This is a genomic window from Anaerobacillus sp. 1_MG-2023 (genome assembly GCF_030547345.1).
In the GTDB taxonomy this organism is placed as follows: Bacteria; Bacillota; Bacilli; order Bacillales; family Guptibacillaceae; genus Guptibacillus; species Guptibacillus hwajinpoensis_B.
On record NZ_JAUORD010000006.1, the window covers coordinates 90,733 to 113,189 of the forward strand.

The window sequence follows — 22,457 nt, forward strand, 5'->3', positions numbered from 1 at the left end:
CAAATGATATCCCTGGCACCTCTGCTTATAATTTTCCCCAAAAACCGTTATTTATAACCTCTTATTTACTTAGCCAAGTATACTCGTGTCCCCAGCTATCTATCGCGAGTGATTTCACAATTGAGATGTGCTCGGCTTCAACCGCATACGCATCTCCTTGTTCATAAGGATTATAATGAAATGCATATAAACGCGATGTAAATTCTTCAAATGGTAGCGAGCTTTCTCCTGAAAGCTCCCCTTTTCCCATAACAGTGGATTCAATTCCCTGCCCCCAATTCTGGGAACCATCATTATTAGGATTATAAAAATAAACGCGATACTCTCCATCGGGACTCTTTGCGATTCTTTGGATCGAAACAGCATGGAACCCAAGCATTTTTCCATGAACATTCGTAATGAAGATTCCAACAGGATTCGGATATATTAATTCGTATTCATCGTTGTATTCAGGATGATGCGTCGCATAAAACAATCTGACGAAACCAGGATAGTCTGTTACGCTGCCAGTAATCGGCTCGATAACGGTACTAAAGCCTTTTTGAACCCAATTTCCATAAAAAGCAGGGTTGACCCAGCGATGTCCATCTTCTCCTCTTAGCGCTACTCTGCTCATCATCTCACTGTATATTCGATCGAGATGTGGAACGAGCACAAGCGACACCGGGTCAAGCTCTGGGTGAAGATCAGGAGCGAGACCACCGTGAAGATCTTTCGAATGAATTTGAACACCTTCAAACACCATATCAATGTCACCATCTCTTGCAGCTCTTGGAATGATCTCAAGTAGATAGCCAGGAGCATGCTGAGCCCATAAGCTTATTCCTCTTGCCGCTTGACATGTTGGATTAAGTCCTTGACCAACACCAAGCGGCTGTCCAAGGACGCTAATGACACCTGCAAGCAAAATGCTATTAGCCGTTAACCCTTCACCTTCTCCAACTGTATTGAATAATGCGCTTCGAACTTCTGGACGTATATCTAGCTCAATCATCCGTCTTAATCCAGGCATAACAGGAGAAGCCGAAAGCACCCCTCTCTCTAATAACAATGCTAATCCATAGACGGATTGGCAAGTAGATGGAAATAGCGCAACTTTAATGAGTTGATGAATAAGCTCCCCATGTTCTTCAAGATTCGCCTTTCCCTTCCCAGTTAATTGAAGTAGTACAGGTAGAAGGTGAGGTGATTTTCGACTTAAGAAGCGAGCAAGCACACTATGGTGTGGAGAACAAAGACCGGTTTTTCTCATAGAAAGACCGAGTAACTCACTTTCTCTTCGAAGCTCCTCTGTTGATAGTCCCATCAGTTGTTTACGGTATTCATTCGGCAACTGATAAGTGTGACTTAATTCAGAAGGCCCTTCAATCGAAGCCACGTATCCTTCAAGAGTAGACCGCTGCTCTTCACTGGTTTCTGACCTCAACATTTCCTTAGCCATTTTAATCATGGAAACTGTTCTTTTAACCGTAATTGGTCGTTGAGCTGTTAAACGTTCAATCTCATAGATCAGTGTTTCTGATAGAGCACTTGAAGAGAGATACTGTGATATAAATTGAAACAGCCTCTGTGTTTCAATCGTATTCTCCTTCTCCTCTATTCGGGAAGCTTCTGAAGCATTTGGGAAAAGGATATCTAGATTTAACGCCATAACTTCGTTTAAGAAGTCCATCGCCATTTCTTGTGAGACCTTTGGATGACTTCCCTTCCCTTCCGCAATCGCAAGCATACGCAGATCGCTAAGCATTTCGATCACGTAAGGAAGACCCTTTGCTTGAAGTGATCCTGCAACAAGAGGCGGCTGGAGCTTAGAGGGATCTTCCCACGGTCCATCCTGGAATACGCCCGCTTCATCAAAACGTTGCGCGTATTGATATAGATACTCAAGACCTTCATCGGTTTCCAAAAGCCGATTCGCTTCCTGGAAAACGTCTGTCTGATAGCGAGATTTCGCATAGGATGGTGCTTCTTCAAGACGAGTGAGTGATCTGGAAAACCTTGCAATCTTTCCTTCTGTTACTTCAGATGGCATGCTAAATTCTCCTTTATGGTAAAAATAATTATCTACAGATAGAAATCATATTTTTCGTAGTCTACAAGTAACCGCGTTATCTCCGCACTGTCATCTCCGAAGAAGAAAATAGTCCCATAATGATTACCGAAACCGACCCGCTCAGCTACTTTCCCCTGTGGAGGAGTAAACATGTCATGCTTCTCAAAGAATTGATGTTCCTCAAGCTCTTCAGGAATATTTAACTCTTCAATGTAATTCACATGTGGATGTACCATTAAACAACCCGCATACCCCATAGCTTCATCTTCGCCGGGAAAGAATTTCCTTAACTCTTCTTCAGTCGTATTTGGATCACTACATAGAATTTGAGCTTCATAAGCACTAAAACCGTAAGCGCGTTCAATTAGATCAAAAATATGGCCACCTGGTACTCTAGCAGCTACTTCTCCGAAGTGAAGTGTGCCATCAGGCATAATGAAATACTCAGGATGAATCACGCCGTTCTCCACTTCGAACGCTTCGATTAATTGTTCAATCGCTTTGCGGATAACGGGACGCTTCTCTTCAAGAGAAGGAGAAGGTGGAACAAAATTTGAGTACCCAAGTTTTACGTATTCTGTTATATTAAGAAATTGAATTTTTCCACCATGTACAAAAACCTCACATGAGAATTCCTGCCCGTCCAAATGACTTTCCATTAATAAAGGAAAATCAGTATCTGTTAATGCGTCAATATCTGCAGGATCATCGATGGCTCGATGTCCTACTGAACCAGCCTTATCTAAAGGCTTACAATGAATCGGCTCGTATTTATCTCCATCCACTTTCAAAAGAGCATCGTTGACCCTTTTAAGAAAGCGCTTTACATCTTCTTTATCTCTTGCTTCTTCGAAAACACCTACTTTAATACCAGCCATCTGTGCCTTTCGTTTCATCATTCCTTTATCTCTTAACAATAGAGAACGGTTAAATAATCTAGGCTCTTCTCTAAAGCGAGAATTCAGAGCTCCTGCCCATTCCACACACTCTTCATAAAGGGGGACAGCAACCTCTGCGCCTAAAGCTTTAAGTTGCTTATAGAGTTTGTCTGATCCTTCATTCAATCTATCAAACTCCCAACCTACGAAAGTGATGTCATGCTTCTCGGCATAATCCTTAAAATCAGGAGGACCAACCACTACAAAAGGCCGATTCAACTTGTCACAGGCCTCAATTGCGGGAAGACTCCATCCAATCAATGCTGTTAAATATGGAATTGTCTTTCCTTCTGGCTGACTTTCTTGTAACGTCTGGTTCATTTCTAGTTGATCCAGTTCCATTTTGTTCTCGCTCCTTTATGAAATAGTAGAGAAGTCTTTCCTGACCTTCCTTATCTAACGTAGCAGATTTGAAGACTAATTTTAACTAATATTCTGACTTTTCGACCTATAAATACAAAACAAGTCACAATATTTTACCATTCGACAACGCTATAGAAAAAGTACAGTCAGGATACCATAATTATACCTTCCCTCTTTTTGTAAAAAAGTAACAAAAAGATCCATAGAAACAAAGTTTTTTCTTCTCTTTTTTTGAATTCACTCGCGAATGAACCAAAAATCGAGATTTCAGCAATATAAGCTATTATAGCTAATAAAAAAGAAAGCCGCTCCATTGGAACGACTTTCAAGAATGCGACTTATTTTTCTTTAGATACGACGAGTTTATCTTCTACAACTTCAACTGTAACTAACTGAAGCTCTCCTTCATCCACTAGTATATCGGCAATACCATCTTCAACATGTTCTTCGATCACTCTGCGAAGTGGTCGCGCACCAAACTGCGGATTATAGCCAAGTGAGGCTAACTTCTCTTTCGCTTCATCGCTAATTGTCAGAGAAATATTCTGTTCCTCGAGACTCTCATCCAAATCTTCAATCATTAAATCAACGATTGTAACGAGACTGGATTGTTCGAGTGATTTAAATGGAATAATTCCATCAAATCGATTCAAGAACTCAGGTCTAAAGTAACCACCAAGACTCTCCATCACATCCGTGTAGCTTTCAGCTGATTCAAAACCAACTGTAATTCTGCGCTCTGATGTTCCAGCATTACTTGTCATAATAATAACCGTATCTTTAAAGCTAACAGTTCTACCTTGACTATCAGTTAAACGCCCATCATCAAGAATTTGTAGGAACATATTTTGGACATCAGGATGAGCTTTTTCAACTTCATCAATTAATATGATGCTATATGGCTTACGTCTTACTCGCTCGGTTAATTGCCCAGCCTCTTCATGACCAACATAACCAGGAGGCGAGCCGATTAACTTAGATACAGAGTGTTTCTCCATATACTCACTCATATCAAGACGGATCATGGCTTCACGATCACCAAACATTTCTTCTGCAAGTGATCGGGATAGCTCTGTTTTACCGACTCCTGTTGGGCCAACGAATAAGAAGGAACCTATTGGGCGATTTTGACGTTTCAATCCGGCACGACTTCTGCGAATTGCTTTAGCGACTCTATTTACGGCATCTTCCTGACCAATTACTTTCGCATTAAGTCGATCCGCAAGATTTTTCATTTTCGTTTGTTCATCTTCGCGAAGTTTCCGTACTGGAATACCTGTTTTTCCTTCTATAATGTGTTGAATCTCTTCAAGAGACACTAAATGATTCACACTTGATTTATTTTTCAGCGATTGCTCGAGCTGCTCCTCAAGCTGTAATTCTTCAGTTCTTAACTTGGCAGCACGCTCATAATCTTCTGCTTCGGCTGCTTTATTTTTTTCAGCAGCTATTTCTGTTAGACGTTGCTGAATTTCATCGTGGCTAGACTCTGCAAACGTTAGGTTCAATTTTGCTCCTGCTTCATCCATTAAGTCGATTGCTTTATCTGGTAAGAAGCGGTCTTGAATGAAACGATTAGACAATGTTACACATGCTTTAATGGCTTCATCTGTGTACTTGACTTCATGATAGTCTTCATACTTAGACTGCAAACCTTTCAGAATTTCAATGGCTTCATCTACAGTTGGCTCATTAACCATAACTGGTTGGAAGCGACGCTCAAGCGCTGCGTCTTTCTCAATTTGGCGATACTCTTTAAGAGTGGTTGCCCCAATTAACTGAAGTTCACCTCTAGCTAACGCTGGTTTCAAAATGTTACCTGCATCCATTGAGCCTTCAGCAGATCCAGCTCCAACGATTTGATGTAGTTCATCCACGAACAAAATAACATTCTTTCTACTTTGAAGCTCAGAAATTAACTGTTTCATCCGCTCTTCAAATTGACCACGCACACCTGTGTTTGAAACGAGTGAAGCTACATCAAGTAAATAAATTTCTTTGTTTTTTAGCTTAGAAGGGACATTGCCCTCTGTTATCCGAAGAGCAAGGCCTTCCGCTATGGCTGTCTTCCCGACACCAGCTTCCCCAATCAAGACTGGGTTGTTTTTATTTCGGCGATTTAACGTCTCAATCACTCTCGATACTTCATTCTCTCTCCCGATAACCGGATCAATTAATCCAGCTTTTGCGGCGTCAGAAAGATTTCGTCCCAAGTCATCAAGTAAACCACCTTTTCCATTTCCAAACTCGGTTTGCGGACCCTCCTGCTGTGCGTTAAATCCATGTTGACCTGATTGGTTCATAAAGGATTGAAAGAACTCATCCATTTGACCCTTTGGTGATGATGCAGTTTGACCATTCATCACTTTTGCGTAACACGTACTACAAAGGTGTACTTGTTTCTTATTCTGATTCATCTGGACATTAAGTTGAACCGATGCTTGATTTTGTTGACAATGATCACAAAGCATATGATGGCCTCCTTATAATATATATAACGTACATTTTATGAAATTAAGATAAAAGGTAAAAGGTAAAAGATACTCGCTTTGACTTTGACTATCTTTGACCTTGTAACTATATTATAATTTGACTATCTTTGACTTTCAAGTCTTTTGCTCATCCAAATTTTATTTTTTTCTAACTGATTAAAGACTCAGGAAATTATCCTTCATATAAGGTTCTTAAAAATATTTGTAATATTTGAAATAGAGGAATTTTTTTAGAGGTTGGATAATAGATTGTAATAACTACTTTTCGACAAAGGGGTATACAAGTTTACTAGTACGGTAACAATGATGATAGATTACAAAGGGAGGATATCTTATGAATGATTCAGTCTATCAATTGATTGTTGAAACAACCGTCAAACGAGTGCCTAGCTGCCACGAGACGCCTGAGGATTTCTTCATTGCCCTTGATGATCGAGACTATCCCTATTTAATCTTACCCACGCCTAAGGAAATGTTTGATAGTGATGATGTGTTCACAATCCGTTTGATTCCAGATGCCCTTAATAAATTTCGATTTGAATTGGACAACTCATTCACCAAATTATCCTTCAGACGCTTTTCCACCTTCTTTGATGATAAAACATACTACTTTGGCCCCGACGACAATATGTTGATTCATTTTCTAAAGTCGCCCGTTTACAGAAGCTATGTCGCGTGGGTAAGTCACTTGTATTTTAAACGCATTGATGACCTTATTGAACGGTATAACAATGAACAGCTTCCTGAAGAAAGAAAATCCATTAAAGCGAAACTTTCTCGCCTTCTGATCGAAGCTTAATCTCGAAGCGATCTACTTCATTCTGGACAAGTTTAGTTCCTTCCTCAAGTGAATCATACGTTAGGTTAATAATGTTACCTTCGTTCTCATATGCTTTGTATTCATAACGAGGATCATAATAATAAATCAGGAGCCGTTCAACAATCAAGGCATAGTCATTCTCAGCAAGAGCATCGGCAATCACTTCTTTGTCTTCATTCGAAAATCGCTTCTCAATTTTGTTAATAGCTCCTGTGATTTCTTCGTGATGATGTTCAGGATGATACGTATTTAAGATCGTACGAATTCGATAAGAAAGCGGGGCGTGGACTTGTATACGCGTCCCTTTTTGTTTGCCTTCTAAAATAAACTCTGGAATGATAATATTTCCAAGTCGCTTACTTTCAGATTCAATGATGTAATAAGACGTTTCTCCAATTTCTCCTAATCTATGGTACAGCATGGCTTCAAATTCTTTTTGACTTCTTTCAGGCAAATCAACTCTTCCAAATACAGAACCTCGATGAGCTGCAAGTCCCTCAAGATCAAGAACAGGATAGCCCTTCTCTTCTAAATCATTAAGTATTTCAGTTTTAGATGTACCGGTTAGTCCTTCCAAAACAAGATAGGGTGTCGTCTGATTCGCAAAGTATTCTAAACCAGCCGTCACTTTTTGTCTGTAGGAACGAATACCTCCTTCTAGCTGTCGGCACGGCAGTCCCATCATGTCAAAAATAACTGTCAAACTTTTACTTCTCATTCCGCCTCGCCAGCAGTAAATAGCAAATTCTTTACCTTTTGTTATTTCCTTCGCTCGTTTATAAAACTCAGGAAGTAAAGGCGAAACAAGAGAAATCCCTAATTCCTTCGCTGCTTCAGTTCCTTTTTGCTTATATGTTGTTCCGACAATTTCTCTTTCTTCATTAGAGAAAATAGGTAGGTTCACAGCACCTGGGATATGAAACTTTTCATATTCTGCCGGTGTACGAACATCTAATAAGAGCATCTTTCTTTCCAAAACTTCATCGATTGTTATTGTTTTCATGACACTCATCCTTTATATATTTACATAGCACAAGTATATCATCATCTCTTTGCCAAGTTCATTTGTACTGTTTATCCAATATATAAATGGGGGAATTTGATAGTAAAGTGATCCAATCAATGCGTCAACTATGCTCACAGAAGTTCGTAATACGCTTACTGAATGGGTAAGCGGACATCTTATCACATCAACTACAATTCCAATTAAAGGAACCAAAGGTGGTTCCTTTTTTTGTTACCTACACTATTAAAGGCATATCTCAAAATAATGAGTAATATGCTGATCATAGATGAGCTATATAGGGAGGTATTGAGATGGACAATAAAGACGTAACGGTTCCTGATCAAACAATAAGACAATGGGCTATGTATGTTCATCTCTCTGCATTGAGTGGTTATTTAATCCCTCTGGGACATATTATTGCTCCAATCATCCTCTGGTCAATTAAAAGAGAAGATGAACCGTTTATCGATGATCAAGGAAAAGAGTCCATTAACTTCCAAATAAGTATGACACTCTATCTAGTCATTGCTGGGATCTTAAGTCTAGTCCTTATAGGGCTTATCCTTCTCCCTATTTTACTTGTCATGCACCTTATCTTTATTGTGATTGCATCGGTCAAGTCGAATCAGGGCACTTTATATCGCTACCCCTTAACCATTCGATTTGTATCTTGATTTTTCAAGAATTTCAAGCGTTTACACATAATTTAGGTATGTCCATGTTATAATGAAACTAAACTTATGATGTGGAGGGTCTGCTCTTGGCTGTTAAGGAAAAAGAATGGAACCGTTTCACTGTATGGGCACTTGCCTTTATGGTTTGGATCGTTCCAATTGCTTTTGTTATTGGTTTCTACATAATTTCACGTCCACAGTAAAACCAGCGTCAATGCGCTGGTTTTTTTTAATTCTCTTAAAAGCAGGTTTTATCACTACATATGATGGGAATTGTTCCTTATACACAGCTTAAAGGAGGATTTATTCATGAAGGAATTTACAGTAGCACCAAATAAAGATGTAACAGGTTGGTACGTTAAAATTGAGGACGTCGCTCCAACAGACCTCTACGATATGCGCTCAACAGCTATTGAAAAAGCAGAGGAAATGGCTAAAGGAGATTCTCCAAGTCGCTTATTGATTTTAAATGAACAGCATGAAGTTGAAGAAGAACGCTCATTTTAATCTACATAAAGAAGCCCTTCGTAGCTTACGGAGGGCTTCTTTATGTAGATTTCAAATAGGATTTCATTAAAAAGAACGAAGGGAAATCCCTTCGCTCTTTACTGTTTCTATTTGTTTCCGCCGCTCTTTTTTCCACCCTTTTTCCCAATTTCCTCATAGAATTCTTTATCTTGATTTTTGGATGTTTGGTTTCCACCTTTTTCTCCAATTTCTTGATAAAACTCTTTATCGTGTTCTCGAGCGGTTTTCTTACCACCCTTTTCTCCAATTTCCTCGAAGAATTCCTTATCATGCTCTTGAGCCGTTTTATTACCGCCCTTTTCTCCTATCTCTTGATAGAACTCTTGATCATGCTCTTTTGCTGTTTTTTCTCCACCTTTTTCTCCAATATCCTGATAAAACTCTTTGTTATGTTCTCTTGATGTTTTTTTGCCACCTTTACGTCCCGCTTCTTCTCTGCTCATTTTGTCATTACTATTGTTAGCCATTTAAAAAATCCTCCTCTAGTAATTTTTTTACATCTTGCGCTACACTTGTTGTATTCCACCTCCCTTAATAGATAAACGGGAAAATGGTTTCTTTTTACATTTTTGATTCTATCTTACTATTACTAGCTCTTAACCAACAAAAAAACGCTCCCAAAATTGGGAGCGTTTAAATTAAGAATAGTAAACATGGATCGGTTTCTCATATTTCTTCGAAAGTTTCTCAAGAGACTTTTTGACATTGATTAAATCGTCTTTGTCAATGCCACAACCGATTTTGATTTTAAATCCCTTTTCCTCAAATGGTTTCAGTTCTTTTATCATGTGTTCAAATGATTTCAACCAGGCGGGATAATTGGTTTGAAGTCCAGCTGGCTTATACTGTCCATACAGATTAGCAATAATACGCTTATTATCTCGACTTAAAGCAAATGAGCATTTACCTAACTTCTTCTTCGGAGAAAACGGAAAGTCTTCATCTGCTTTAGCGGCTTCAGGGTACGTTTCTTTTACCGATTTTGCAATGCCAACATCCATTGCATTAAAACAGTCGCATTGATGTGCAATTACAGTACAGTCACTTTTAAGAAGGTTGCCTTTTTCAAAACGAATCATATATGCACTCTCCTTCGTAAAGAACCCTTTTGTATGATTATAATGAAAATTCTATTAATTTCAATAGGAATATTTTACTTCCTTCAGCATATTATGATAAGTTTCGCACTTCTGAACTCGCTTTTGTATACGTAACTGCATGAAAAATTGGATGACAGTCATTATATTGAAATATTTGCTGCATTGGTTTGTTTTCTACACCTGTACTACCTATATAATAAGTCGCGCCTTTTTCTTGCAAAAGAAACAAACCTAGTTGATGTAATTGCTTTCCGAATCCTTTCCCACGCTGCTGGGGCAATACACCCATGTAAAATAGTCTACCTTCTTCTTCCGTGCCCGGTTCAATAATTGGAATAACTACGCCTAAGAGGTTTTTATTCCAATACACAGAATAGCAGCTAGATTTGTACTGCTCACCAATTTCTTGCTTCATCGCTTCATACTGCATTTCGATAGGGTGAGCGGAAGGAGCATTAAGTGATCCCTCTGAACATGCTTGCCACATTTCAAGAAAGAGTTTGATATCCCTCTCATCAACTAGCTTGTAAGTAATACTACTATTGTGATTAAAATGCATTTTTTCCATTTGAAAACTTTTATAGTACTCGATGGACTCAGACTTTAAAGCAAAAAAATTATTTTCTAGCACCTGTATTTTTAATTCGGAAGATGCTTCTACCGTTACCGTACAGTGATGAACCTCTTTTGAATCTAGAGCAACATTTAATCGATCAAGTAACAAATCAAACTCAGGACTACGCTTGAGTTTTTCTACACCTTCGATTGAAAGATAGTAAGGTCTTCCATCAAGTAATTTGACACCTAACTGTTCTTCATGTTCATTCAATGAGAAAACCATACGTTACCCCTGATTGTTTTGCATATATACTTCTTCAAATGGTTGAACGACAACAAACCCTTCTCCTTCAAATCTCATTTGAACCGATTCACCACTTCCTCTTCCAAAGAAGGATTTCAGCGACACATCCGTTTGAAAATTCGGCTGCAATTGACCTGACCAGGCAACCGTTGCATTAGGATCTGTAATGACTGGTTTTCCCGGAGTTACTCGGATTGTAAGTGGTTCATAATGGCTTGTAATCGCAACCATTCCCGGACCCTGACAAGTGACATTAAATAATCCACCTGCCATCATTCCAGTAATTCGTTTCATCATTTTGATATCCCACTGGATACCATCTTCAAATGCGAGTAGATCGTTTCCATTTACGCTAATTGATTCACCATGTTGTAAATGTAGGATGGAAATCTTCTTCCCAGAATCCGCCAGATATAACTTGCCATTTCCCTCAGCTTTCATTAATGAAGCTCCCTCACCTGTAAGGGCTTTTTTAAACATCTTCCCGAGGCCGTGTTCAAGAATTCCCTCTCTCTCGAATTTAATCTGACCGTTGTAAGTAATCATAGCACCAGATTTCGCCCACACACGCCCAGCGAGATTAACTTCTAACATTCTTGGCGTTTCTAACTCGAAAAATCCTTCCCCTTTATCTTTTTGTTCTGTTGATTGAATAAATTCTTCTATTGAGTATCGATTCATTTTCATCTCTCCTTCTAATTAACTATTACGAATAGCTACTGCAAAACGTTTCAACTTTCTACTTAATTTTCAGTTATATACGAACTCATACAACTCATTTTTTTGTATTTAATAAATAAATTCTGCTTATACTCAGCTCTTTTTCATCAAATTGTTTGCACATATCATGTTAAGGGTAAGGTAACATTAACTATAATCGCGAGTAGGAGGTTATCATATGGTTATCGTTTACATTAGTATTGCAATCGTAGTTCTTTCACTTATTTACCTGGGATACATAGCCCTTCAAAATTTCAAAGAAACCAAAAAATCTTTAAATGATTTATCCGAGACTGCAGCAAGGTTTCAAGAAAAAGTAGATAAAATCACTGAGGAAACAAATCAATTAACAGCGACCACTACAACCATTTCTGAAGGCATCCAATCGAAAAAAGAAACCGTTCAAGGCGTTATTCAAGTTGCCAAAGGCACACCTGAACCCTTTAAAGACCTTGTTTCATCAATTAAAAACACGCCAAATCCGCAGCGTGAAGCAAGAGATTCACAGTTAACTGAAATTGGTGATCAACTTGTAGACTTATGGGGAAGATATCGTCTTAAACGGAAATCAAAACATGCGGAGTAAGGGCTATGCCCTTACTTTTTTTGGTCAAATTCAAATGAGGTGGGCTATATTATGAAACAAGCAAGACAAATCATTTTCTTTCTTCTAATGACAACTTCACTTTCGATCATCTTGTTCACATCGCTATCACCAACATGGAAATGGGCTGCAGGTATTCTTTATGTAGCCATTCTAGTTTCTATTTTATTCGTACTTTTACTAGAAGGTAGATCTCCATACAAATCGCTTTTATGGATATACGTATTAATCTTCTTTCCCATTGTAGGTTATGTTTTCTTCTTATTTTCTGGTCAACTGGAAGTAAAAGGACATTTATTTAAAGAAAAACGTACGAACGGCCTTGAATTTTTCAAGAAGTACGTAAACTTTCCAGCTTCTGAAAAATGGCATGACCTAAGTGAGCGAAACCAAAATTTCTCAAACCTTATTGCCACGATGGTTGCAAGTCCTATTAGTATGCGATCCACAACGGACCTCTTGCTAAATGGTAGAGAGACGTTTACGGCGATTAAACATGAAATTCAAAAAGCTGAAACGTACATACATATGGAATATTATACATTTCGTTCTGATGAACTCGGACTCTCGATCATCGACCTACTCGTTAATAAAGCCAAAGAAGGCGTGGAGGTAAGGGTTCTTTATGATTCAATCGGAAGCCATAACCTTTCAAGAGCTTCTAAAACAGCCCTAAGGGAAGCTGGTGCAAGTGTACAGCAATTTCTCCCAATTAAATATGGATTCGTCAATCAAACCATAAATTTTCGAAATCATCGAAAGATCATTGTCATTGATGGTAAAGTCGGTTTTGTAGGTGGCTTAAATATCGGTGACGAGTATGCTGGAGATATGAATCAAATGGGGTTCTGGCGTGATTCTCACCTACTTGTTAAAGGAGAAGTGCTTTCTGCCCTCCATGGCGTTTTCTTAATGGATTGGTCCTATATGTGTGGTGAGGAACTCCTAAATGACAAGTACCTCGAAACATATGATGTCGAAGGTGATGGTGGTTCTCAGCTTGTGGCTAGTGGGCCAGATACAAAACGAGGCGCTATGTCAGATCTATATTTCAGTCTGATAACTTCTGCAAAAAATAGAGTTTGGATTGCTACTCCTTACTTTGTTCCAAACAAAGCCATCCGTACTGCTCTAGCCATGGCTTCTATGAGAGGTATTGAAGTGAGACTTATTGTTCCTGAAGTAAGTGACGGCTTTCTTACCCAATACGGAACAAGATCCTACTTCTCAGAGCTTCTTGATTATGGGGTAGAAATCTATATGTATCGAAAAGGATTTCTCCATCAAAAAATTATGATTGTTGATGATGATCTGGCCACAATCGGCACAGCAAATATGGATATGCGTTCATTGAATTTAAATTTCGAAGTGAATATGTTTCTATTTCAATCAAAAACGGTTCATGACCTTGTAGCAGCTTATCAAAATGATTTGAATGATTCAGTCAGCGTGACAAAAGAATCTTATAGTAAGCGTGGACTTAAGCACCGCACAAAAGAATCTTTCGCCCGACTGTTTTCACCAGTATTATAACGAGAAGATATTTGATTACTATGTAGCTGCATGATTTTATTCAGATATTACGCACGAGAAGATTCCCATTCCCTTTTTAATAAAGAATACATGATCAGATTCATATACTCTCCACCAACGAGAACATAATCACGCAATAGTCCTTCTTGTTGGAATCCCAGTTTGGTTATAAGTTTCCTCGATGATGCATTATTTGGATGAATCAATGCACCAATACGATTCATATCTAACTGCTGAAAGGCAAAGGGAATGATGGCTGATAAAGCTTCCGTCATATACCCCTTTCCTTCTTCAGTTTGTTTTAATTCATAACCCATTTCAATGCGATTGACTCGCTTAGCCCAATTATAAAAGCCACAAGTACCAATCAATTCTCCCCTCTCTCTCACCTCTATTCCAAATCGCATCGCCTGCCTTTGCTCAAATCCTTTCTTAAAGCTCATCAACATTCCTTCTACTTCTTCAAGACCGCCCATTTGCTCACTTCCGTAATATTTCATCGTGTGAGGATTCGAAAATATCGACAATAACACAGGAGCATCATCTTCTCTTAATTCTCTTAATCTTAAGCGATTTGTAGTTAGTTCTGGAAAACTCTCCATCTCCATTCCATCCACTCCTATTTCTCGTTTGAATTATTTGCACTTCATAACACTTCGTATAAAAAAATGCTTAAAGAATGGCTGGCATTCTTTAAGCATACAGGGGGTAAAACATCTTTTAAAAAAGGGGTCTATCTTATAACGAATAAGCGCTATTAAAAGTTTCAATATTCTATGAATAATTTTCTTCACTCTATCTGAATGGTAAAATAGATCATAAGCACGCTCAAACGATTCTAGGAGTGATTACATTGAATAAAAAAATATATTTGGTCAGACATTGTCGCGCCTCAGGACAAGAATTTACTGCTTCCTTAACGGCAGAAGGACGCACTCAAGCGACTCAATTAGCAAAATCTCTTGGAAATATTCCATTTGATAAATTATATAGTTCACCTTTTAGACGTGCCCTTCAATCGATCGAGCCACTCGCTCTTCAATTAGATAAGCCAATTACTATTGATGATCGGCTAGAAGAGAGAAAGTTATCTGCTGTTCCTATTGAAAACTGGTTAGAAGAACTAGAGCAAACATTTGTAGATCTGTCTTACACCATTGAAGGCGGAGAATCAAGCCAGCAAGCCATTTCAAGGGGTATTGCGGTTTTAAATGACGCCCTTCTCTATACGAAAGAATATTGTCTTATCATGACACACGGGAATTTATTAACCTTAATACTGCATCATTATAATACAGATTATCAGTTCAACACATGGAAGAAACTTCGGAATCCAGACGTCTTCTGCCTTACTTTTCATAATAATACGATCGAATCCATTGAAAACGTTACGTTATCGGGGGAAGCATTGTAATGTCTCAACTCTATTCTCGTTTCCACTGTTGCGCTACTTGCATTCATTTTGAAGTGGTGAAAGCAGAAAAAACAAGCTATCGATGCGCAAGACTCGGCTTTGAAACGAAGCCTACCTACCAGTTTAACTGTTGGGAGCCGAAAGAAATTGTTAAGAAAAAAATGGAGAAAGAGAAAGCACTAGAGAAGGTGGATGATCCTTCTTCTAAGAAAACTGAGTGAAGTTCTTAAGAAAAGCAGAAAAAATGCCTCCCTAAAAAGGAGGTTTCTAGACTACCTTAACTAACGAGTCACTATTCTCATCAATGTGAATCATTCGTTCAAAAAGATGTACCTGATAGCTGCATCTCTTCCATCCATTTATTTATTTTTTCTTGAGGAAGGTCCCAGCTAATCCATGAAGCCATAATCTTAACTTCTTCATTCTCAACTACCCAGTATTCATATCTCTTTTCGGAGAAATTTTCAACGATGCCCGTCCGATCAATCTTCATCTGCTCTTCCTCCTTATTATCCTTTCTATGTCTATACCCTAATTTAATGATGTCTAATTACCTATTTTGCCTTTATCACGTTTAGGATGATGATGCATGAAACACTACCCTTTCTTCACATACTATCCAAAATCATTCTTTTTTGGAGGAAAAGGGGTATGGAGCACAATAAATTCAAGCGAATCCGATCAAGCTTCTGGTTTATTCCAACTTTTTATGGTGTTGGCGCTTTTCTCGCAGCTATTATCACACTCATTATAGACCGAACGATCATCCAAGGTAGCGCGATGGTTCTTCCCTATTTTTTCTTTGCTTCCTATGAAACAAGCGTCACTATTTTAAGTACGCTCGTATCTTCCATGTTAACAATGACTACCATTACTTTTTCGACGATTATGGTTGTCTTAACAACGTATTTATCGAACTTCTCACCACGAACATTGCAGAATTTTATTACCGATCGTATTACGAAAAGAGTGCTTGGAATTTTTGTTGGAGGAATTATTTACTTTATTATTCTTCTTCTCCTAATTGAACAAAGTAGTCAAGAAGATGTTGTCTATCTTGCACCTTTTTTCGCTGTGATCTATGCCATTGTCTGTGTCGCCTATTTCGTTTTCTTTATCCATCACGTATCGAATTGGATTCTCGTTGGAAATTTGATACAACATATCACTACTAATACCTTAACAACAATCGACCGTACCTTTTTAGATTTTGAAGAAGCCAATCATGGTAATATCGCTTCTTGGGATTCTTGGGAATTGGATGAAATAAAAATGAAAAAACCTATTGCCATTCGATCCACTAAATCAGGGTACCTACAAAATATTGATTTACCTGATTTGATTTCGGTTGCCACTAACAAAGATTTTATTATTCGCCTCGAGAGAGATATCGGAGAATATATTGATGAAGGTACGGTTATTTTTTCTTATTGGGCATCAATGGATTCTTCTCCTGACTCTCATATCCTTCTTAATACGTTATCTCTTGGAACAGAACGAACAACTGATCAAGACATAGAATATGGCATCCAAAAACTAGTTGAAATTGCATTAAGAGCGATCTCACCTGGAATTAATGATCCCAATACAGCCATTAATTGCATCAACCGACTTGGGAGAGTCTTATCACGACTTGGCCAAAAACACATCCCACACCCCCTGTATCATGATGAAAAGAAAAACTTACGCGTGATCACAAAACCTATTACGTATGATACGTACCTCTATAAAAGCTTTTATCAAATTAGGCATTATGCCAAAGAAGATGTATCCGTTCTTGGCTCGATTCTTCATTCTTTAGAATTAGCAGCAGACGGTAATAAACATGATACGCACGAAACTATATGGGAATTCGGGCAATTTGTAATTAGAGGATTTGATCCAAAAGTGCTCGATAAGTTCGATCATCGCTATATAAATGAAAAGCTTGAGCGACTCGCGAACGCAACTGGTTTTCAAGATGCTTTTCATCCGATCTCACATGAATAGCGCGTTATAAATCTCCATAAGAAAAACGATCTCACTAGAGAGACCGTTTTTTGATATTATTTTACTTGGTCAAGCCATGTTTCCATATCTTTCAGCGTAAGAGGTCCCACTCGTTTCTCACGAATAATTCCTTCTTCATCAATCATAAACGACGTTGGCATAGAAATAACCTGGTAGAGATTCTCACCGACGTTACCTTCTCGATCCATAAGAACTGGAAAACGAAGCTCATGTGATTCAACAAATTTTGGAATCGCTTCTTTCTTTGGCTCGTATTTAGTGAAATTAACGGAGAGAACCGTTACTTCTTCACCATGCACATCAGCAAATTTTTGAATATCCGGCATTTCTTCTTCACAGGGTGGACACCATGTCGCCCAGAAATTGAGAAAAACGGGCTCCCCTTCATAATCTGAAAGACTCACTTCTTTCCCATCAAGGGTTTCTAAGTTAAAATCTGCTGCCTTATCGCCAACTTCCGTTCCTACACTTCGATCGGCGATAACTGTATTATAAATCCCCCATAGAAGAGCAACAGCAAGAACGATTAGTACAAACTTCTTAATCAATTTCATACGATCTTTTTTATTCATGTTCTAGTCCAACGAAAAGCGATCATCATGAACAAAGATCTCTTCTCGTTCAATCGCATCCTGCTTTGAGGCTAAGACAAGCCCAAGTGGAGTATCTGTTTCTTTATCATTCACAATCGTAAATGACAGAGAAGCTTTGCTCGCTTCTTTAATATATTTTGAAAGCATGGAGTAAGATAAATCCCCATTTAAATAAAGAATGCCATTCCGAATACGTTTCATTTCATTAACTACTTCTTGATATACGTTGTTTTGTGCAACCTGTCTTTTTGTAAGAGCCACATAGACACGCTCTCGAAAAGTTGATAAGAACAACGCTTTTTCTGCTGGTTTTAATTCTGGCGCACCATAGATCCCAGCATCAAGTACTCTCTTAATATCTTCGTTCACGTTTGCCACCTCATCATGTAAATTGCTTTGCTTCATTGACTTCTACCTTCATCCTATACTATCTCCGCTCATTCTTAAAGTGAAGGTTCTGTTAAAAGTGAAGGCATGTATCTTGAAACAGGATTCCCTCTCAAACTAAAGATGATTCACTGAAAAAAGATGCCCCATCACTCCGTGGGGGCATCTTCTTCATAGTCATTCAACATAATCAACCGTTCCATCATCGTTGGATGACCATATTTAAAATATTTCACAATGAAAGGTGGATTTACTTCATTTAAACTATTAACCGTCAGTGTTTGAAAGGAACCAATCGCTGCATCCACATCACTGGTCATTTCAATGGCATATTCATCTGCCTCCATCTCCGCATGCCGAGAAATCGCAAGTTCTACCGGACTCGCAATAAAAGACATGATCGAGAAAAGAAGCAATAATGCTGGTAAAGATGCAAGATCTGATTCTGAGTGAACTCCCCATGAGTCGCCCCACTTTCGAGTCATCTTCCCAAGAAGCCGATATGCCAGGTATAACCCTATAAAACTTGTTGCTAGAGCGCCAACCAAATTTCCATATAGATGATTCATAACATAATGACCCATTTCGTGAGCCATAATAAAAAGCACTTCGTCATCCTCAAGCTTATTTAAGGTCGTGTCCCAAAGAACAATTCGTAAATTGTCGCCAATACCAGATACATAAGCATTCATTGCATTCGTTTTTTCTGACATATTCACTTCAAAAACACGGTCTGCAGGAATATGAGCCGTATCAGCCATACTGAGTATTTCTTCTTCTAATTCTTTGTCTGTTAAAGATGTAAAGTCGTTGTATAAAGGATCAATTACGACCGGCTGAATATACATCATAAAAGCAAGGTACGGAACCATTAATCCCCACGCAATGAGCCACCACTTTTTCTTAAAACGATTCATTAGCGCATAAAGAACACCGATAATAAGGGAAGTAAGTAAAATATCTATCCAGAATGAGATCATTTCATCTTTCATCCAACCAGAAAAGGATTGCGTGTTAATCCCATATTTAACGGATAAAGACCTCGCCCAATAGTGCAGTGGAAATGTTAGTAACCATGTAAAAGCCGTTAATAAAATGATATACAACGGAACAACGACTATCCGTTTTTTTGAAATACCTTCACCGAATTGTTTAAAGAGCTTTGATAATCCAAACCAGAGAACGCCAAGATAGATGAGCCACTCATATGGAATCGCAATAAACGAGAGAAAGCTTCTATAGCGTGAATATTCCTCCGATAATTCTAACTGCCTGTCTGTCATAAATGTTGCTGGATCTGCCGCTGTCCCCTTGTATGCTTCAGGTACCCCGAAGTCCGCCCAATTAAATAAATAGAGTCCCAGGATCAGGGCGTAAATGGAGAATCCCAGAATGAGCCAGGTTATGCGTTTCTTCATCTTCATTCTCCTCCCGATACGATCTCATTATCAATAGTACGAGCAAAACAACTTTTTAGAACCTTTCCCCTTAACGATTGCGAATACTAACTACTCTTCTATGTAGTTTTCTACAAAACATGCCATTCTCTTTCAAGCCTAACCAAATCTTTCCCTCGCTCTTTCCATATAGAAAGCCGACAGAGCGATCTGTCGGCTTCCAAAATCTTTTATTAACTTTCCGCGTAAGCGTTCGTTCGATCATAACTGTGATCAAATCGATTGAGAATTCCACAAATGGGACACTCTGCAAGAACTTGCAGTTCAACAATGGGTGCCTGGCTACTTTTCGTCGTAATTCCAGTTGCCTCAACCCGTTCTTCCATAGATACATGTTCCTTGGCAATTGGAATAAACCACGTATACTCAGTCTCACACATTCGACACGTTGCTTTTTCTTCAATTTCGGTTGGCTTTAATGTCATTTTTTCCAGCTCCTTTAGCAGAGTAATTCAAAGACTGCAGAAACAAGGGCCCGGAAAACCTCCAAAAAAACTGGGAATCCCTTCCTGTAATGAGGGTTCCCGTTGTGAAAAAAATCAAACATCTTTCACAATGTTAATTAGACAGTAAATCTTCGTCCATTAATTTATATATGGCATGAGCAACGCCATCATGCTCATTGGTTTTTGTAACAAATGAAGCCTGTTTTTTTATTTGTTCGTCCGCATTTCCCATTGCAATAGGATAGGAGGCTTTATTGAACATCGAAACGTCATTATAATTATCGCCAATTGCGGCGGTTTGCTTCATATCCAGCCCCATTTGCGCTACAAATGTTTCAAGCGCAAGTCCCTTCTGAGCATCTTCATGATTAATTTCCAAGTTTTCTTTACCTGAAGATGTAACCACCGTATTTTGTACATTTTCAGCTGCAGATGCCGCTCGCCCTAATCGATTTTCATCAAAACAGAAACTAAGGAATTTATACACATGAAGGCTTTCATCTTCTAGTAGTTCATCAAAATCATTAATGGCTTTAAGTGATAAGCTTTCGAACTGACGCTTTGCTCCAACCTTCAATTCCTCTGAAGTTAGGGCCGGATTCGAACTTTTCATCATATCCATAATTAAATCAATCGTTCCATCATAATCGTGAGTGAAAACACCTTTATTTGTAAATAGCTGATAATAAATCTCTTCACTATCAAGTATTTGTTTAATCAATTGGACTTGCTGACGATCAAGGTAAATGGCGTGCAAGATCTCTCCTTCAACAGAGCGAATCTCTGCGCCGTTATAGCAAATAACAGGAACTTCCAATCCACTTCCTTCAAGTGGCTTCATCGCACCATCATAGGCGCGTCCAGTGTTAAGTACAACCGTTATCCCCTGACTCTGTGCCTCTCTAATCGCATTAACATTCTCAAAGCTGACTGTTTGTTCATTCGTTAAAAGTGTTCCATCCATATCAATTGAGATACATCTCATTAGGGCAACATCCTTTTCTATTTGGTCCAATCCTTCTTTCAAACTTCTTAAATAGTATAGCAAAAGTAATGCTTGTATAAAAAAATAAACGTTGTTGATATTTGGCTCATTTAACCCCTGTGACGAACGATCGAATGAACCAAAAATCGAACCTAGCTCTAAACAAACAAAAAAGAGCTTTCAAGAAAGCTCTTAACTAACACGTTACTTTTTATTTTGAAAGAACAAGTCAATGAATGAGGATATTACTTCGACAGATTGGAACCAGACGAGTGACACGGCGGTCATTGAGAAAAACCCAACCATCAAAATACGAAACAAATGCATGTTTCATTCCTCCTCTTTAACTCTCAATATTTTGTTTGATCTAGTTATATCACAAAAATCAAAAAATTCAAATCAATTAATTTCACATTTACTAAATAAAATAGGCATACGTACTGAGCACTGCAACAGCAAACATAACAACAACAATTAAATTCGCCCCAAGGTATGCTGCAACGATTGCTGCCACTGCCCCAATAACACCAAACATCATATCATCATTGATTGTTAAAATACCCGGAAAGATGAGCGCACCCAAAATCGCGAAGGGAACGTTCTTTAGTACATTTTGAATAACAGGCGGTATTTTATCAGAATTAAAGAATACGAGTGGAATCATTCTTGGAATATAAGTGACAACTGCAAGTCCTACAATAAGCCAAATCATAGAATTACTCATTCGTTCCCCTCCCTACAAACCATTCAACAATTATGGAAGAAAGCAGAGTGGCAATCACGATAGCCCAACCTGTTGGAAACTGAGCCAACGTAAGAATGCTATTAAATATTGCAGCTAACGCTGCAAGAAAAAGCACTTTCTGACTTTTTTTAGCAGAAGGAATAAGTAACCCTACAAACATGGCATAAAGCGCAACACTCATACCCTGCTGAATCACTTCAGGTAGAGTTGCCCCAGCAATGTATCCTCCCCCTGTAAAGATGACCCAACTTGAGTAGGAAATCAGACATAATCCAAACATATAACCTGTTGTCAAAGTACCTTTTTTTGTTGCGGAAACGGTAAACGTTTCATCAGTAATTCCAAAGGCGTAAACAGCTTTTTTCCATGGAATATCTGCTTCTATTTTTTCATTTATAGAGGCACTCATCAATAGGTGGCGAATATTAACAATAAAGATTGTAAAAATAATCTCAAAGGCACCTGTCCCAATGGCAATTAAACTAAGCGTAATGTATTGAGCAGCACCTGCAAAGACGAGAATACTCATAAGGACCGCTTCATAAAGCGTTAGTCCTGTTGTTCTTGCAAGTAAGCCAAATGTGAGAGCAACCGGCATATATCCGACAGCTATGCTTACACCTGCTTTTAATCCATCTACAAAATCAGAATCACTCTTTGTTACGATAGCCTCCATTTTATCCCTCCTATTGCTCTAAACTGTCTATTATATTAAACTTATTGTATG

General features: G+C 38.5%; 26 protein-coding genes. 8 read left to right on the top strand and 18 right to left on the bottom strand.

What is annotated here, in order from left to right:
• Nucleotides 1-61 precede the first annotated feature (61 nt).
• The 3 genes from Q4550_RS12125 to Q4550_RS12135 form a co-directional block, all read right to left on the bottom strand.
• Nucleotides 62-2,032, bottom strand: a complete 1,971-nt coding sequence (locus tag Q4550_RS12125; RefSeq protein ID WP_303533016.1) for a hypothetical protein — start codon at nt 2,030-2,032, stop codon at nt 62-64.
• A gap of 32 nt (nt 2,033-2,064) precedes the next feature.
• The gene (locus tag Q4550_RS12130; RefSeq protein WP_303533018.1) at nt 2,065-3,333 is read right to left on the bottom strand and encodes an ATP-grasp domain-containing protein; all 1,269 of its coding nucleotides are present in this window, start codon (nt 3,331-3,333) and stop codon (nt 2,065-2,067) included.
• Between the two features lie 359 nt (nt 3,334-3,692).
• Entirely contained in the window at nt 3,693-5,825 is a 2,133-nt protein-coding gene (locus Q4550_RS12135; protein ID WP_303533020.1) for an ATP-dependent Clp protease ATP-binding subunit, read from the bottom strand.
• A 355-nt stretch (nt 5,826-6,180) separates the two neighbouring features.
• On the opposite strand from Q4550_RS12135, the gene Q4550_RS12140 reads away from it, so the two are divergent.
• Nucleotides 6,181-6,645, top strand: a complete 465-nt coding sequence (locus Q4550_RS12140; RefSeq protein ID WP_303533022.1) for a hypothetical protein — start codon at nt 6,181-6,183, stop codon at nt 6,643-6,645.
• Here Q4550_RS12140 and mnmH read toward each other — a convergent pair.
• A complete protein-coding gene (mnmH, locus tag Q4550_RS12145) occupies nt 6,608-7,669 on the bottom strand; it encodes a tRNA 2-selenouridine(34) synthase MnmH (protein ID WP_303533025.1) in 1,062 nt (353 codons plus the stop codon). The genes Q4550_RS12140 and mnmH overlap by 38 nt on opposite strands.
• 314 nt (nt 7,670-7,983) lie before the next feature.
• Between mnmH and Q4550_RS12150 the strand changes: the two genes are divergently transcribed.
• Nucleotides 7,984-8,346, top strand: a complete 363-nt coding sequence (locus Q4550_RS12150; RefSeq protein WP_303533028.1) for a DUF4870 domain-containing protein — start codon at nt 7,984-7,986, stop codon at nt 8,344-8,346.
• Nucleotides 8,347-8,655: 309 nt separating this feature from the next.
• Entirely contained in the window at nt 8,656-8,853 is a 198-nt protein-coding gene (locus Q4550_RS12155; RefSeq protein ID WP_194220213.1) for a DUF2188 domain-containing protein, read from the top strand.
• Nucleotides 8,854-8,960: 107 nt separating this feature from the next.
• On the opposite strand, the gene Q4550_RS12160 is transcribed toward Q4550_RS12155, so the two are convergent.
• The 4 genes from Q4550_RS12160 to Q4550_RS12175 form a co-directional block, all read right to left on the bottom strand.
• Nucleotides 8,961-9,341 (bottom strand): KGG domain-containing protein, encoded by a 381-nt coding sequence (locus Q4550_RS12160; RefSeq protein ID WP_194220214.1) that lies wholly within the window; start codon nt 9,339-9,341, stop codon nt 8,961-8,963.
• Between the two features lie 171 nt (nt 9,342-9,512).
• Nucleotides 9,513-9,953 carry a macro domain-containing protein gene (locus Q4550_RS12165; protein ID WP_194220215.1) on the bottom strand — a complete coding sequence of 147 codons (441 nt, stop codon included), beginning with the start codon at nt 9,951-9,953 and terminating at the stop codon, nt 9,513-9,515.
• 91 nt (nt 9,954-10,044) lie between these two features.
• Nucleotides 10,045-10,815, bottom strand: a complete 771-nt coding sequence (locus Q4550_RS12170; RefSeq protein WP_303533032.1) for a GNAT family N-acetyltransferase — start codon at nt 10,813-10,815, stop codon at nt 10,045-10,047.
• 3 nt (nt 10,816-10,818) lie between these two features.
• The gene (locus tag Q4550_RS12175) at nt 10,819-11,517 is read right to left on the bottom strand and encodes an AIM24 family protein (RefSeq protein ID WP_283152995.1); all 699 of its coding nucleotides are present in this window, start codon (nt 11,515-11,517) and stop codon (nt 10,819-10,821) included.
• 217 nt (nt 11,518-11,734) lie between these two features.
• Here Q4550_RS12175 and Q4550_RS12180 point away from each other — a divergent pair, with 217 nt between their 5' ends.
• Both Q4550_RS12180 and cls read left to right on the top strand, forming a co-directional pair.
• On the top strand, nt 11,735-12,142 hold the full coding sequence (locus Q4550_RS12180; protein ID WP_303533036.1) for a DUF948 domain-containing protein: 408 nt from the start codon (nt 11,735-11,737) through the stop codon (nt 12,140-12,142).
• A gap of 51 nt (nt 12,143-12,193) precedes the next feature.
• Nucleotides 12,194-13,693 (top strand): cardiolipin synthase, encoded by a 1,500-nt coding sequence (gene cls, locus Q4550_RS12185; RefSeq protein ID WP_303533038.1) that lies wholly within the window; start codon nt 12,194-12,196, stop codon nt 13,691-13,693.
• Between the two features lie 47 nt (nt 13,694-13,740).
• On the opposite strand, the gene Q4550_RS12190 is transcribed toward cls, so the two are convergent.
• The gene (locus Q4550_RS12190; RefSeq protein WP_303533040.1) at nt 13,741-14,301 is read right to left on the bottom strand and encodes a GNAT family N-acetyltransferase; all 561 of its coding nucleotides are present in this window, start codon (nt 14,299-14,301) and stop codon (nt 13,741-13,743) included.
• Between the two features lie 245 nt (nt 14,302-14,546).
• On the opposite strand from Q4550_RS12190, the gene Q4550_RS12195 reads away from it, so the two are divergent.
• A complete protein-coding gene (locus Q4550_RS12195) occupies nt 14,547-15,107 on the top strand; it encodes a histidine phosphatase family protein (RefSeq protein ID WP_303533042.1) in 561 nt (186 codons plus the stop codon).
• Entirely contained in the window at nt 15,107-15,328 is a 222-nt protein-coding gene (locus Q4550_RS12200; protein ID WP_303533044.1) for a hypothetical protein, read from the top strand. The genes Q4550_RS12195 and Q4550_RS12200 overlap by 1 nt, the downstream gene beginning before the upstream one ends.
• Before the next feature lie 98 nt (nt 15,329-15,426).
• Here Q4550_RS12200 and Q4550_RS12205 read toward each other — a convergent pair whose 3' ends face one another.
• On the bottom strand, nt 15,427-15,600 hold the full coding sequence (locus tag Q4550_RS12205) for a hypothetical protein (protein ID WP_303533045.1): 174 nt from the start codon (nt 15,598-15,600) through the stop codon (nt 15,427-15,429).
• Nucleotides 15,601-15,758: 158 nt separating this feature from the next.
• Between Q4550_RS12205 and Q4550_RS12210 the strand changes: the two genes are divergently transcribed.
• Entirely contained in the window at nt 15,759-17,096 is a 1,338-nt protein-coding gene (locus Q4550_RS12210) for a DUF2254 domain-containing protein (protein WP_303533048.1), read from the top strand.
• 56 nt (nt 17,097-17,152) lie between these two features.
• Here the strand turns inward: Q4550_RS12210 and Q4550_RS12215 are convergent, their stop codons facing one another.
• The 8 genes from Q4550_RS12215 to Q4550_RS12250 all read right to left on the bottom strand — a co-directional run bounded on the left by Q4550_RS12215 (nt 17,153) and on the right by Q4550_RS12250 (nt 22,406).
• Nucleotides 17,153-17,689: a redoxin domain-containing protein gene (locus Q4550_RS12215; RefSeq protein WP_303533050.1), complete on the bottom strand. Its 537-nt coding sequence runs from the start codon at nt 17,687-17,689 to the stop codon at nt 17,153-17,155.
• A 3-nt stretch (nt 17,690-17,692) separates the two neighbouring features.
• Nucleotides 17,693-18,115, bottom strand: coding sequence for a YueI family protein (locus Q4550_RS12220; protein WP_303533053.1), 423 nt, complete (start codon nt 18,113-18,115; stop codon nt 17,693-17,695).
• Nucleotides 18,116-18,246: 131 nt separating this feature from the next.
• Nucleotides 18,247-19,515, bottom strand: a complete 1,269-nt coding sequence (locus Q4550_RS12225; protein WP_303533055.1) for a M48 family metallopeptidase — start codon at nt 19,513-19,515, stop codon at nt 18,247-18,249.
• A 212-nt stretch (nt 19,516-19,727) separates the two neighbouring features.
• Nucleotides 19,728-19,979, bottom strand: coding sequence for a hypothetical protein (locus Q4550_RS12230; protein ID WP_303533058.1), 252 nt, complete (start codon nt 19,977-19,979; stop codon nt 19,728-19,730).
• Between the two features lie 133 nt (nt 19,980-20,112).
• Nucleotides 20,113-20,985 (bottom strand): Cof-type HAD-IIB family hydrolase, encoded by an 873-nt coding sequence (locus Q4550_RS12235; RefSeq protein ID WP_303533061.1) that lies wholly within the window; start codon nt 20,983-20,985, stop codon nt 20,113-20,115.
• 204 nt (nt 20,986-21,189) lie between these two features.
• The gene (locus tag Q4550_RS12240; protein ID WP_303533063.1) at nt 21,190-21,312 is read right to left on the bottom strand and encodes a hypothetical protein; all 123 of its coding nucleotides are present in this window, start codon (nt 21,310-21,312) and stop codon (nt 21,190-21,192) included.
• Nucleotides 21,313-21,403: 91 nt separating this feature from the next.
• A complete protein-coding gene (locus Q4550_RS12245; RefSeq protein ID WP_194220230.1) occupies nt 21,404-21,709 on the bottom strand; it encodes an AzlD domain-containing protein in 306 nt (101 codons plus the stop codon).
• On the bottom strand, nt 21,702-22,406 hold the full coding sequence (locus tag Q4550_RS12250; RefSeq protein WP_303533066.1) for an AzlC family ABC transporter permease: 705 nt from the start codon (nt 22,404-22,406) through the stop codon (nt 21,702-21,704). The genes Q4550_RS12245 and Q4550_RS12250 overlap by 8 nt, the downstream gene beginning before the upstream one ends.
• Between the last annotated feature and the right edge of the window lie 51 nt (nt 22,407-22,457).